The organism is Paractinoplanes lichenicola, from assembly GCF_016785085.1.
In the GTDB taxonomy this organism is placed as follows: Bacteria; Actinomycetota; Actinomycetes; order Mycobacteriales; family Micromonosporaceae; genus Actinoplanes; species Actinoplanes lichenicola.
Genome location: NZ_JAENHO010000008.1, coordinates 468,662 through 481,542, shown reverse-complemented (window position 1 = coordinate 481,542; position 12,881 = coordinate 468,662). Strand labels below are relative to the sequence as shown.

11 protein-coding genes are annotated in these 12,881 nt (G+C 69.8%); 8 read left to right on the top strand and 3 right to left on the bottom strand.

The genetic code is table 11. The features are described 5' to 3' along the window. Nucleotides 1-53: 53 nt before the first annotated feature. Nucleotides 54-911, top strand: coding sequence for a polyphosphate--glucose phosphotransferase (gene ppgK / locus JKJ07_RS29185; RefSeq protein WP_236030054.1), 858 nt, complete (start codon nucleotides 54-56; stop codon nucleotides 909-911). Continuing rightward, nucleotides 911-1,372, top strand: a complete 462-nt coding sequence (locus JKJ07_RS29180) for a PPOX class F420-dependent oxidoreductase (protein ID WP_202995010.1) — start codon at nucleotides 911-913, stop codon at nucleotides 1,370-1,372. Before ppgK ends, JKJ07_RS29180 begins: the two co-directional genes overlap by 1 nt. 45 nt (nucleotides 1,373-1,417) lie before the next feature. On the opposite strand, the gene JKJ07_RS29175 is transcribed toward JKJ07_RS29180, so the two are convergent. From JKJ07_RS29175 to JKJ07_RS29165, 3 genes are all read right to left on the bottom strand, one after another. Next, the gene (locus tag JKJ07_RS29175; protein WP_202995009.1) at nucleotides 1,418-2,335 is read right to left on the bottom strand and encodes a hypothetical protein; all 918 of its coding nucleotides are present in this window, start codon (nucleotides 2,333-2,335) and stop codon (nucleotides 1,418-1,420) included. Beyond that, nucleotides 2,322-2,828 (bottom strand): SigE family RNA polymerase sigma factor, encoded by a 507-nt coding sequence (locus JKJ07_RS29170; RefSeq protein WP_202995008.1) that lies wholly within the window; start codon nucleotides 2,826-2,828, stop codon nucleotides 2,322-2,324. The genes JKJ07_RS29175 and JKJ07_RS29170 overlap by 14 nt, the downstream gene beginning before the upstream one ends. A gap of 292 nt (nucleotides 2,829-3,120) precedes the next feature. Beyond that, entirely contained in the window at nucleotides 3,121-3,693 is a 573-nt protein-coding gene (locus JKJ07_RS29165) for a hypothetical protein (protein WP_202995007.1), read from the bottom strand. A gap of 392 nt (nucleotides 3,694-4,085) precedes the next feature. Here JKJ07_RS29165 and JKJ07_RS29160 point away from each other — a divergent pair, with 392 nt between their 5' ends. The 6 genes from JKJ07_RS29160 (at nucleotide 4,086) to JKJ07_RS29135 (ending at nucleotide 12,875) form a co-directional block, all read left to right on the top strand. After that, on the top strand, nucleotides 4,086-6,050 hold the full coding sequence (locus JKJ07_RS29160; protein WP_202995006.1) for an alpha-1,4-glucan--maltose-1-phosphate maltosyltransferase: 1,965 nt from the start codon (nucleotides 4,086-4,088) through the stop codon (nucleotides 6,048-6,050). A gap of 38 nt (nucleotides 6,051-6,088) precedes the next feature. Beyond that, entirely contained in the window at nucleotides 6,089-7,867 is a 1,779-nt protein-coding gene (treS, locus tag JKJ07_RS29155) for a maltose alpha-D-glucosyltransferase (protein WP_202995005.1), read from the top strand. Next, on the top strand, nucleotides 7,864-9,174 hold the full coding sequence (locus JKJ07_RS29150; protein ID WP_202995004.1) for a maltokinase N-terminal cap-like domain-containing protein: 1,311 nt from the start codon (nucleotides 7,864-7,866) through the stop codon (nucleotides 9,172-9,174). The genes treS and JKJ07_RS29150 overlap by 4 nt, the downstream gene beginning before the upstream one ends. A gap of 28 nt (nucleotides 9,175-9,202) precedes the next feature. After that, nucleotides 9,203-11,353: a 1,4-alpha-glucan branching protein GlgB gene (gene glgB / locus JKJ07_RS29145; RefSeq protein ID WP_307834462.1), complete on the top strand. Its 2,151-nt coding sequence runs from the start codon at nucleotides 9,203-9,205 to the stop codon at nucleotides 11,351-11,353. Nucleotides 11,354-11,491: 138 nt separating this feature from the next. Beyond that, complete coding sequence (locus JKJ07_RS29140; protein ID WP_202995003.1) at nucleotides 11,492-11,653, top strand: hypothetical protein; 162 nt, start codon at nucleotides 11,492-11,494, stop codon at nucleotides 11,651-11,653. Between the two features lie 22 nt (nucleotides 11,654-11,675). Next, nucleotides 11,676-12,875, top strand: a complete 1,200-nt coding sequence (locus JKJ07_RS29135; RefSeq protein ID WP_202995002.1) for an FxsB family cyclophane-forming radical SAM/SPASM peptide maturase — start codon at nucleotides 11,676-11,678, stop codon at nucleotides 12,873-12,875. The last annotated feature ends 6 nt before the right edge of the window (nucleotides 12,876-12,881 follow it).

The window sequence follows — 12,881 nt, the reverse complement described above, 5'->3', positions numbered from 1 at the left end:
AGTACGAGGGTCACCCGACAACCCCTCCGGCCCGCTTCCGGCGAGGGGATTTAATGTCGGGGCTCCGTGGTAAACAGCGGATGCACACCTGGCACCTCAAGACGGGAAACAAGATGGCCATTCTCGGCATCGACATCGGCGGCTCGGGCGTCAAGGGCGCCCCGGTCGACACGGCCGCGGGCGAGCTGCTCGCCGAGCGGCACCGGGTGCCCACACCCCAGCCGTCCGACGTCACCAGCGTGGTCGAGGCGGTGGCCGAGGTGGCCGCGCAGTTCGAGGGCGGCTTCGACCGGGTCGGCATCACCTTCCCCGGTGTCGTGGTCGACGGCGTCACCCGCTCCGCGGCCAACGTCGACAAATCCTGGCTCGACGCCCCGGCCGCGCGGCTGTTCAGCGACCGGCTCGGCAAGCCGGTGTCGGTGCTCAACGACGCCGACGCGGCGGGCGTGGCCGAGGTGGCTTATGGCGCCGGGCGCGACCAGTCCGGCCTGATCATGATGCTCACGTTCGGCACGGGCATCGGCAGCGCGCTCTTCCTCGACGGCACTCTGATCCCGAACACCGAGTTCGGCCACCTCGAGCTCGACGGTCACGACGCCGAGTCCAAGGCCGCCGACCGGGCCCGCGAGCAGGAGGATCTGACCTGGGAGAAGTGGGCGGGCCGGGTCCGCAACTATCTGGCCCACGTCGAGATGCTGCTCTCGCCGCGCCTGTTCATCATCGGCGGCGGCGTCAGCAAGAAGGCCGACCGCTGGCTCCCGCTGATCGACATCCGCACCCCGATGGTGCCGGCCACGCTGCTCAACAACGCGGGCATCATCGGCGCCGCGCGGATCGCCGAGATCGACGGCCGGGCCCCCGACCACGACGGCGTCACCCCGCACGAGGCCGGCGAGCGGGTGGCCGGCTGATGGCCCGCACGGTCGCCACCAACACCGACGTCGAGCGCGAGCAGCTGCTCGAGTTCCTGCGCCCGCGGCACAAGGCCATCCTGATGACCACCCGGCGCGACGGCCGCCCGCAGGCCTCGCCCAACACGTGCGGCGTCGACACCGAGGGCCGCATCGTCATCTCGACCTATCCGGAGCGGGCCAAGGTCTACAACCTGCGGCGCAACCCGCTGGTCTCGGTCTGCGTGCTCTCCGACGACTTCGGCGGCCCGTGGGTGCAGGTCGACGGCACGGCCGAGGTGCTCGACCTGCCCGAGGCGCTCGAGCCCCTGGTGGAGTATTTCCGGGTCATCTCCGGCGAGCACTCCGACTGGGACGAGTATCGCCAGGCCATGCGCGACCAGGGCAAGTCCCTGATCCGCATCACGATCGAGCGCTGGGGCCCGATCGCCACCGGCGGCTTCCCGGCCCGGCTGGCCTGACTTCGTGACAGCCGGGCCCCGTGCCGTGGGCCCGGCTAGCGCCGGTTAGCGCCAGTCGTCCAGCCGGCCGGCCGCGACCTTGGCCACCTTCTCGATCTCGGCCTGCTCCGACCCCAGGTTCTCGTACCCGACGGATTCGACCAGCGTGACCGCGTCGTCGATGCGCACGGCGGCGATGAAGGTGACGGTCTTCGAGCCGTTGTCGACCGGGTTGCCCTCGCCGTCGGTCGCCGTGAACGACCGCTTGATCATGAGCGACTCGTCGCCCAGACCCAGCGAGCCCAGCGAGTCGAACTCCGCGTCCTTGGTCGACGGGCAGGCCTGCACGGCCCGGCGCAGGTCACCGAGGTAGTCCTGCGCGCCCTGACCGCGGAAGACGGTGACGGTGTCGTAGATGAGGTCGTCCGGGATGTATTCGGCCGGGGTGCCGGCCTTGCGATAGCCCAGCTGCACCGAGGCGCTCACGCCCTTCTGGTCCCGGCTGGGGAACTTCGCCTTCGAGCAGAACTCGGGAACGCCACGGGCCTCGTCCAGCCGGGCGAAGTTGTCGGACCTGCTGTCGGCCTTGGTCAGCAGCGCCTTGGCCGGGATCGACTTGGGCAGCGGCGGGCCCTCGGCGGTCGGCGGCGCGGACGCCGGGGGCGGGGCCGACGACGGCGGTTCGGACAACGACGGCGACGACGACGGTGGGGCGGACGACGACGGCTGCGGTGGCGGCGAGAACGACGGGGACGAGTTCTCCGCGGGCGGCAGGGCCGTCTCCCGGTTGCTGCTGTTGGCCAGCGACCAGCCGGCCCCGCTCGCGGCGACGGCGATCACCGCGACCGCGCTCAGGGTGACGGCCAGGCCCCGGTTGTGCCGCTTGCCGGCCTGGCGGCGCAACTCGGGCCCGGAGAGCAGCAGCCCCCGCTCGGCGTCCGAGGAGAGCGCGGCGAAAGCGTCGTCGACTTCAGTGTTCGGCATCGGTGACCTCCGGCGTCCGGGCGGGGGTGAGGATCTCGGCCAGCTCGGCGCGTCCACGGCTGAGCCGCGACGTCACCGTGCCGACCGGCGCACCGATCTCGGCGGCGATGTCGGCCACCGAGAGATCGAAGAGGTAGTGCAGGGCGACGGCTTGCCGCGTGGGCACGGCCAGCTTGCGCAGCGCCGCCGTCAGCAGCACGGCGTCCTCGCTGGGCGGTCCGACCGGCTCGGGTGGCCCGGCCCGGCGCACGGCGGCCCGCCAGCCGCTGAGCCGGCGCCACCGGTCGGTCGACAACCGGCCCACGGTCAGCCGCAGCCAGCCCTCCGGTGCCGGGTGCGCGGACACCGTCGCCCAGCGGCGCCACGCCCTCGTGTACGCCTCCTGCACCACATCCTGCGCCTCGGCGAGATCCCCGGTCAGCGCGTATCCGTAGCGCAACATACGCGCGGACGTCTCCCGGTAGAACTCGTCGAAGCCGTCCGCGTCACGCATCCCCGCTCCTTGTTTGTGCACCGAAAACGCCCGGCGTAAGGAGAATGCTGCATCCTTTCGAAAGTTTCTTCCCGGATTCGCGCCAGGGACCTTCAGATCAAAATCAAGAGGCCCATGTCCCAGCGGGGTGGTGGGTACGGACCGTCGCTCCCGCGGGGACCGCGACACGACGAGCTGGCCGCTGACGCGTCCAGGGCGCTCGTCGTGCCGCGGCGGCGTGAGTGAGTGGTTGCGCCCAAGAGCAAGAAACAAAGGCCGGCACCCCGTGCGGGGTGCCGGCCTTTGGTGGGCGTCAGGCGACTGACGGCTGCTCAGCGTCGAGCAGATACAGGAGGGTGTCGCGGTGCATTTCGGCTACGGGCTCGAGCAGGTCGGGGTGGCGGAGCAGGACTGCCGCGTCGCGGTCGCGCAGGTCGGGCTCGAGCAGGCGGCGGAACTCCGCGGGCGCCCCGCCGTTCTTGCGCGGGTAGGGCAGCGGCCGGTCGGCCGACGGGGGCAGCGCGGCGACGACCGCGTCGACGCCGCGGCGGGCCAGCTCGGGGTCGGCCAGCAGGCAGGCGGCCCAGCTGACCACGACCTCGTCGACCCAGGTGCGCCAGCCCTCCTCCTCGGCCTCCTCGTCCTCGGGCTCGCTGCCGGCGCGCCAGTCGAGCACGGCCGAGCCGCCGGGGCCGGCGATCGCCACCAGCGCGGCGTCGACCTCGGTCGGGTAGCGCAGCCACGCGGCGACCGTCACGGCCTGCCGGGCCTGCAGCTCCGACAGGGTGTGGGCGATCGTGTCGGGGCTACCCGCCGGGTAGGCACGCGAGAGCCAGTGCGTGCTCGCCGCGATGACGGGCGACAGCTCGACAGACGGTCCAGCCACGTGGTCTCCTCCGCTCCGGCGCGGCCCGGTCGGTCCGCGTCACGGGATACCTCTCGGTCGCGGCGGAGGGGGATCTGAGGTGGGGCACCGGGATGGGACCGCACGGCAACCGAGGCGCTCCCCGGCGGTGAGGGCTGTGGCGGGTGATTCCGGTGAGGCTGGAGGAAAACGGCCGGTAACGTCCCGATGATCAAAATCGGCAATCATCAGTGGCGGGGAATTGGCCGAATTCATCGGTGGCGCGAGAGCGCGCCTGGATGAGGCGGGCCGAGCCCACTCCGGTAGGTTGAGCGCATCGGCGTGCCGTCGTTTGCGGCGCCTCCACAGCGGAGAAGTATGCCCTGACGGCGATAGCCGACCCCGCCCGCGCCCTCCTGATTACGGTGGAGATCATGACCGGTCGCTTTCCCATCGAAGACGTGACGCCGTCGGTGTCCTGTGGCCGCTATCCGGCCAAGGCGGTTGTCGGCGAACTGGTGCCGGTTTCCGCCGTGTCCTATCGCGAAGGTCATAACGCCCTCGGGGTCAACGTGGTATGGCGCGGCCCCGACGGCGAGTCCGAGCCGTTCACCCGCATGGGCCCCGGCGAGCCCGGCCTCGACCAGTGGCACGGCACGATCCGGCCCGACCGGGTCGGCCGGTGGACGTTCACCGTCGAGGCCTTCGACGACCCGTACCGCACGTGGCGCGACGCCGTCGTGAAGAAGATCGGCGCCGGCCAGGGCCTCGAGGATCTGGCGAACGACCTGGCCGAGGGCGCCGACGTGCTCGACCTGGCGACCAAGATCGTCCCGGCCCACGACGAGGAGCGGGTGCGCGACGCCGCGGCGGCCCTGCGCGACGAGCAGCGCTCGCTGTTCGCCCGCGTCTCCCCCGCCCTCGACCTGGAAGAACTGCTCTGGCACCACCCGGTGCGGCAGCTGGTCACCACCACCCGGTCCTATGCGATCTGGGTCGACCGCAAGCGCGCGCTCTACTCGGCGTGGTACGAGTTCTTCCCGCGTTCCGAGGGCGCCGAGATCGGTCCGGAGTCGACGCCGATCAAGCACGGCACGTTCGCCACCGCGGCCGAGCGCATCCCGGCCGTCGCCGCCATGGGCTTCAACGTGCTCTATCTGCCCCCGATCCACCCGATCGGCAAGATCAACCGCAAGGGCCGCAACAACACGCTGGTGGCCCGGCCGGAAGACGTGGGCTCGCCGTGGGCCATCGGCTCCGACGAGGGCGGCCACGACGCGATCCACCCGCAGCTGGGCACGCTCGACGACTTCAAGGCGTTCATCGCCAAGGCGGCGGAGCACGGCCTCGAGATCGCCATGGACCTGGCGTTGCAGGCCGCGCCCGACCACCCCTGGGTCAAGTCCAACCCCGAGTTCTTCACCCGGCGGGCCGACGGCACGATCGCGTACGCGGAGAACCCGCCCAAGAAATACCAGGACATCTACCCGATCAACTGGGACAACGACTACAAGACGCTGCGCGAGGAGGTCTATCGCGTCGTCATGCACTGGGTGAACACCGGCGTGAAGATCTTCCGCGTCGACAACCCGCACACCAAGGCGCTCAACTTCTGGCAGTGGCTGATCGCCAAGGTCAAGGAGACCAACCCCGAGGTGCTGTTCCTGGCCGAGGCGTTCACCCGGCCCGCGATGATGAACGGGCTCGGCAAGGTCGGCTTCACCCAGTCGTACACGTATTTCACGTGGCGCACGACGGCGTGGGAGATGCGGCAGTACATGGAGCAGCTGCTGACCACGATCGACTGGATGCGCCCCAACTTCTGGCCCAACACCCCCGACATCCTGCACGAGTCGCTGCAGCACGGCGGCCCGCCGATGTTCAAGATTCGGGCCGTCCTGGCCAGCATGCTCACGCCGTCATGGGGCATGTACTCCGGGTACGAGCTGTTCGAGCACGTGCCGCGGCCGGGCGCCGAGGAATACATCGACAACGAGAAGTTCGAACTCAAGCCGCGGGACTGGGCGGCCGCCGAGCGGACCGGCCGGTCGCTGGCGCCGTACCTGACCAACCTCAACCGGATCCGGGACGAGAACCCGGCGCTGCACTGGCTGCGCAACCTCAAGTTCCACGAGATCGACAACGGCGCGTTGTTGTGCTTCTCGAAGCGTGACCTCGAGACCGGGAACACGGTTCTCGTGGTCGTCAGCTTCGACTCGGCCACGGTGCAGTGGGGCAACACGGTGCTCGACATGCCGGCGCTCGGCCTGGACTGGCACGACCGGTTCACGGTGACCGACCAGATCACCGGGGCCACGTACGAGTGGGGGCAGCACAACGCCGTGCGGATCGATCCGTACGTCGAACCGGCACACATCTTCGTGATCGAGCCGAAGTAAAGATTCAAGTACCTGCGGGTGGGTAGGTGGGGAACCTGATGGACCAGAAAGACGATCTCGACCTCGTGGTGGCAGACCATGATCCGACCGAGGGCAGCCACGTCGAAGACGGGGTGGTGGAACACCCCACGGCCGACGACTTCGAGCACGCCCGGGCGCTACCGGCCGACCGGACGTGGTTCCAGCGTGCCGTCTTCTACGAGGTGCTGGTCCGGGCTTTCTACGACTCGAGCTCGGACGGCTCGGGTGACCTCCGCGGCCTGATCGAGCGGCTCGACTACCTGCAGTGGCTCGGCGTCGACTGCCTCTGGCTGCCGCCGTTTTATCAGTCGCCGCTGCGCGACGGCGGCTACGATATCAGCGACTTCTATCAGGTGCTGCCCGAGTTCGGCACGGTCGAGGATTTTGTGGCGCTGCTCGACGCGGCACACAAGCGCGGCATCCGGGTCATCACCGACCTGGTCATGAACCACACCTCCGACCAGCACATGTGGTTCCAGGAGTCGCGGCGTGACCCCGACGGGCCGTACGGCGACTTCTATGTCTGGAGCGACACCTCCGACAAGTATCAGGACGCGCGGGTCATCTTCGTCGACACCGAGGAGTCGAACTGGACGTTCGACCCGGTGCGGCGGCAGTTCTTCTGGCACCGGTTCTTCTCGCACCAGCCCGACCTCAACTACGACAACCCGGCCGTGCAGGAGGCGATGCTCGACGTCCTGCGCTTCTGGCTCGACCTGGGCATCGACGGCTTCCGGCTCGACGCCGTGCCTTACCTGTTCGAGCGCGAGGGCACCAACGGCGAGAATCTGCCCGAGACGCACGCCTTCCTCAAGCACTGCCGCAAGGTGATCGACGACGAGTTCCCGGGCCGGGTGCTGCTGGCCGAGGCCAACCAGTGGCCGGCCGACGTGGTCGAGTATTTCGGCGACTCGAAGGCCGGCGGCGACGAGTGCCACATGGCGTTCCACTTCCCGCTGATGCCGCGCATCTTCATGGCGGTCCGGCGCGAGTCCCGCTTCCCGATCTCGGAGATCCTGGCCCAGACGCCGGCCATCCCCGACAACTGCCAGTGGGGCATCTTCCTGCGCAACCACGACGAGCTGACGCTCGAGATGGTGACCGACGAAGAGCGCGACTACATGTACGGCGAGTACGCCAAGGACCCGCGGATGAAGGCCAACGTCGGCATCCGCCGCCGCCTGGCCCCGCTGCTCGAGAACGACCGCAACCAGATGGAGCTGTTCACCGCGCTGCTGCTGTCGCTGCCGGGCTCGCCGGTGCTGTATTACGGCGACGAGATCGGCATGGGCGACAACATCTGGCTCGGTGACCGCGACGGCGTCCGCACGCCGATGCAGTGGACGCCCGACCGCAACGCCGGGTTCTCCACGGCGCATCCGGGCCGGCTCTATCTGCCGGCCAACCAGGACCCGGTGTACGGCTATCAGGCGGTCAACGTCGAGGCCCAGCGGGACAGTTCCACGTCCCTGCTCAACTGGACGCGTACCATGCTTGCGGTGCGACGCCGCCACGAAGCGTTCGCCGTCGGAACCTTCCGCGAACTGGGCGGATCGAACCCGTCGGTGCTGGCGTACCTGCGCGAGGACGGCGACGACGTCGTGCTCTGCGTCAACAACCTGTCGCGCTTCCCGCAACCGATCGAGCTGAACCTGCAGCACTGGAACGGATACACGCCGGTCGAGCTGACCGGGCACGTGAACTTCCCGCGTATCGGCCAGCTGCCGTACCTTCTGACCCTCCCCGGGCACGGCTTCTACTGGTTCCAGCTGTGTGGGTCCGAGGAGAAGCAATGACGTTGCCTTTCGCCGAATGGCTGCCGCAGCAGCGGTGGTACGCCGGACGTTCCCGCACCCTGTCGTCGGTCAAGGAGGCGTCGACGACGACGCTGGCCGACAACCTCGACCTGGTGCTCGTCGACGTCGAGTACACCGACGGCAGCTCCGAGCGGTACCAGATCGTCGTGGCCTGGGGAACCGGCCCGATCATCGAGTACAGCGAGGTGGCGACGATCGGCACCGACGGCGACCGGATCGGGTACGACGCGCTCTACGACACCGCCGCCGCGCGCAAGCTGCTCGCGCTGATCGCGGCCGGCGGCACGGTCGGTGACGTCATCTTCGAGCCCGAGCCCGGCGCCGAGTTCCCGGTCGACCTGTGGCCGCGGGTTTTCGACGCCGAGCAGAGCAACACCAGCGTGATCTTCGAGCAGGACGCCATCCTCAAGGTGTTCCGCCGGGTCTCGGCCGGCATCAACCCCGACATCGAGCTCAACCGGGTGCTCGGCCGGCGCGACAACCCGCACGTGGCCCGGCTGCTGGGCTCGTTCGAGACCACCGAGAGCGGCGAGCCGTGCCCACTGGGCATGGTGACGCAGTACGCGGCGAACTCGGCCGAGGGCTGGGCGATGGCCACGGCCTCGGCGCGCGACCTGTTCGCCGACGCCGAGTTCGGCGCCGACGAGGTGGGCGGCGACTTCCAGGGCGAGTCGTACAGGCTGGGCGAGGCGGTCGCGTCGGTGCACGCCGACCTGGCCGCGGCGCTGGGCTCCGGCCCGGCCACCTTCCCGGTCGACGCCATGCTGGCCCGGCTGCGCGAGGCGGCCCAGGCGGTCGCCGAGATCCAGCAGTACGTGCCGACGATCGAGGCCCAGTTCCGCGCGCTGACCAGCGAACCCGTCGAGGTGCAGCGCGTGCACGGCGACCTGCACCTGGGCCAGGTGCTGCGGGTGCCCGAGGCGTGGCTGCTGATCGACTTCGAGGGCGAGCCCGGTGCCCCGCTCGACGAGCGCCGGCTGCCCGACTCGCCGCTGCGGGACGTGGCCGGCGTGCTGCGCTCCTATGAATACGCGGCCTATCAGCTGCTGGTCGACCAGGACGACGACGAGCACCTGGCCGCGCGGGCCCGCGAATGGGTCGACCGCAACCGGTCGGCGTTCTGCGACGGCTACGCGAACGTGGCCGGCGCCGACCCGCGCGAGCAGGGTGCGCTGCTCGCGGCGTACGAGCTGGACAAGGCGGTCTACGAGGCCGCGTACGAATCCCGGCACCGGCCCGGATGGCTGCGGATCCCGCTGCGGTCCATCGCCCGGCTCGTCGGCTGACCCACCACTGCAGAAGGAGACTCCCCTCGTGATCGGCCACTCCGACTCCTCGCTCGCCGCCGACCAGCGCGCCCTGAACAGCGTGGTGGCCGGTGACACCCACGACCCGCACTCGGTGCTCGGCGCCCACCCGGGCGGGGGCAACACGGTGATCCGCACCCTGCGCAAGGGGGCCAAGGCGGTCACGCTCGTGCACGAGGGCGAGCGGGTCGAGATGACTCAGGTGCACCCCGACGGCGTCTTCGCGGCCGAGGTGCCCGGCATGGTGCTCGACTACCGGCTCGACGTCGACGGCGACGTGGTCGACGACCCGTATCGGCACCTGCCGACGCTGGGCGAGCTCGACCTGCACCTGATCGGCGAGGGCCGCCACGAGAAGCTGTGGAAGGTGCTCGGCGCGCAGCCGCGCGAGAGCGGCGTCGGCTTCGCCGTGTGGGCCCCCGGCGCCCGCGGCGTGCAGGTCATCGGCGACTTCACCGGCTGGGGCCCGTTCGACGGGTGGCCGATGCGCTCGCTCGGCTCCAGCGGCGTGTGGGAGATCTACCTGCCCGACGCGCACCTCGGCAGCAAGTACAAGTTCAAGATCCTCGGACGGGACGGGCAGTGGCGCGAGCACGCCGACCCGCTCGCCCAGCACACCGAGGTGCCGCCGGCCACCGCGTCGGTCGTCTACGAGACCTCGTACGAGTGGGCCGACGCCGACTGGATGACCGAGCGCGCCACGAAGCAGTGGCACCAGGAGCCGATGAGCGCGTACGAGGTGCATCTCGGCTCGTGGCGGCCCGGCCTGTCCTACACCGAGCTGGCCGAGCAGCTGGTCGAATACGTGACCGAGGCCGGCTTCACGCACGTCGAGCTGATGCCGGTGATGGAGCACCCGTTCGGCGGCTCCTGGGGTTATCAGGTCACCGGCTATTACGCCCCGACGTCGCGCTTCGGCACCCCCGACGAGTTCCGCTACCTGGTCGACAAGCTGCACCAGGCCGGCATCGGCGTGATCCTCGACTGGGTCCCGGCGCACTTCCCCAAGGACGAGTGGGCGCTGGCCCGGTTCGACGGCACCCCGCTCTACGAGCACGGCGACTGGCGCCGCGGCGAGCACCCCGACTGGGGCACGTACGTGTTCGACTTCGGCCGCAAGGAGGTGCGCAACTTCCTGGTGGCCAACGCGCTCTACTGGTGCGAGGAGTTCCACGCCGACGGCCTGCGGGTCGACGCGGTGGCCTCGATGCTCTACCTCGACTACTCGCGCAAGGACGGCGAGTGGACGCCCAACCAGTACGGCGGCCGCGAGAACCTCGACGCGATCAGCTTCCTGCAGGAGATGAACGCGACGGTCTACAAGAACTACCCCGGCGTGGTGACGATCGCCGAGGAGTCGACCGCGTGGCCGGGCGTCACTCGCCCCACCCACCTGGGCGGTCTCGGGTTCGGCTTCAAGTGGAACATGGGCTGGATGAACGACACGCTGTCGTACATCGAGAAGGAGCCCATCTATCGCCAGTGGCACCACCACCAGATGACGTTCGCGACGGTCTACGCCTGGAGCGAGAACTACATCCTGCCGATCAGCCACGACGAGGTCGTGCACGGCAAGGGCTCGCTGACCGGCAAGATGCCCGGCGACCTGTGGCAGAAGCTGGCCAACACGCGGGCCCTGCTCGGGTTCATGTGGGCCTTCACCGGCAAGCAGCTGCTCTTCATGGGGGCCGAGCTGGGCGACCTGCGCGAGTGGAGCGAGGAGCGCGGCCTCGACTGGCAGCTGACCGAGGACCCGCAGTTCGGCGGCGTGCAGGCGCTGGTCAAGGATCTGAACCGGGTCTACAAGGAGACGCCGGCGATCTGGACGCAGGACACGGAGGCCAGCGGCTTCCGCTGGATCACCAGCGAGGACTCGCAGCACAACACGTTCTCGTTCGTCCGGTTCCCCCCGGTCGGGGCGCCGCTGGCCTGCGTCGTCAACTTCGCCGCGGTCCCGCAGGAGGAATACCGTATCGGGCTGCCGCGGGCGGGCCGGTGGACCGAGGTGATCAACACCGACAGCGAGCTGTACGGCGGGTCGGGCGTGGGCAACCTCGGCGGGGTCGATACGGACGCGCTGCCGTGGCACGGCTTCGACCAGTCGGTGTCGCTGCGGGTGCCGCCGCTGGGCGCGATCTGGCTCCGCCTGGAGGCCTGATACAACACCCGTCGCCCTGAGAGAACCCGTCTGTCGCTAATCGGACAGGCGGGTTCAACCCTGAGAAGTTGGTCAATAGGTTCAGGGAACTCCTTTCGGCCCGCCGGGCGGCGGGTCCGGGGCGATCGGAGGCAGATGATGGAAGCTCAGGAACCCGAGCGCGTCGACCTGCGCGACGTCGACGACGACCTGCTGAACGAGCTGAGCCCGGCCCTGCGCGCGGCGATCGAGCGCGTCTACTCCCCCGAGGCCCTGGAGGGCCCAGGTGGATTCAACTCTTTCGTAGACGCCGACCTCTAGCCATCCGGGCGGCGGCCGGCTGATGGACGTGTCCTGGCCCGACGACCTCGACGTGACGGCGCTGACCGCCCACGGCTGGGCGCCCAAGAACTTCAACCAGTTCATCGTCAAGATCCACAGCCGGTGCAACCTGGCCTGCGGCTACTGCTACGTCTACGAGTCGGCCGACCAGGGCTGGCGCGACCAGCCGCGGGTGATGAGCGAGGCCGTGTTCGCGACGGCCTGCCGCCAGATCGCCGAGCACGCCGGTGAGTCGGTCAGCCTGGTCTTCCACGGCGGCGAGCCGCTGCTGGCCGGGGCCGATCATCTCGACCGGCTGGCCGCCCTGGCCACGAGCGTCGTCGGGCCCGGCCGCCGGCTGCGCCTGGGCATGCAGACCAACGGTTTGCTGTTCGACGAGCGGGTGGCCGAGGTCTGCGACCGCCGGCAGATCCGGGTGGCCGTGAGCGTCGACGGCGACGAGGCCGGGCACGATCGGCACCGGCGATTCCGGGACGGCCGGGGCAGCCACGCCGAGGTCGTGCGCGGGCTGCGGGTCCTGCGAGCACACCCCCACCTGTACGCCGGTCTGCTGTGCACGGTGGACCTCGCGAACGACCCGATCACCACGTACGAGGCCCTCGTCGAACTCGGGCCGCCGACCGTCGACTTCCTGCTGCCGCACGGCAACTGGACGACACCGCCGCCCGGACGCGCCGAGGGCGGGCCTCCGGCGTACGGGGAATGGCTGTCCTTGATCTTCGACCGGTGGTTCGACGCGCCGGTCCGCGAGACGGGCGTGCGGCTGTTCGACGACATCCTCGCGCTGATCCTGGGCGGCCGCGGCACGTCGGAATCGGTCGGGCTGCTGCCGATCCGGGTCGCCGTGATCGAGACCGACGGCACGATCGAGCAGGTCGACACGCTGAAGACCGCGTTCGCCGGTGCCACCCGGATGCGCCCGGCGGGCGGCGGCAACCCGTTCGACGCCGCGGTGCTCGAGCCGCAGATCGTGGCCCGGCAGCTCGGCAAGAAGGCCCTGTGCGCGACGTGCCGGGCCTGCTCGATCCACGAGATCTGCGGCGGCGGCAACTACACCCACCGGTTCCGGGCGGGCTCGGGCTTCCTCAACCCGTCGGTCTACTGCCCCGACCTGACCTTCCTGATCAACCACGTCCGGGCGCGGGTGTCGGGTGAGCTGGCCAAAATCCAGCCGGATCGTCGCCCGGCCGGATCCGCGTGAGGAGGC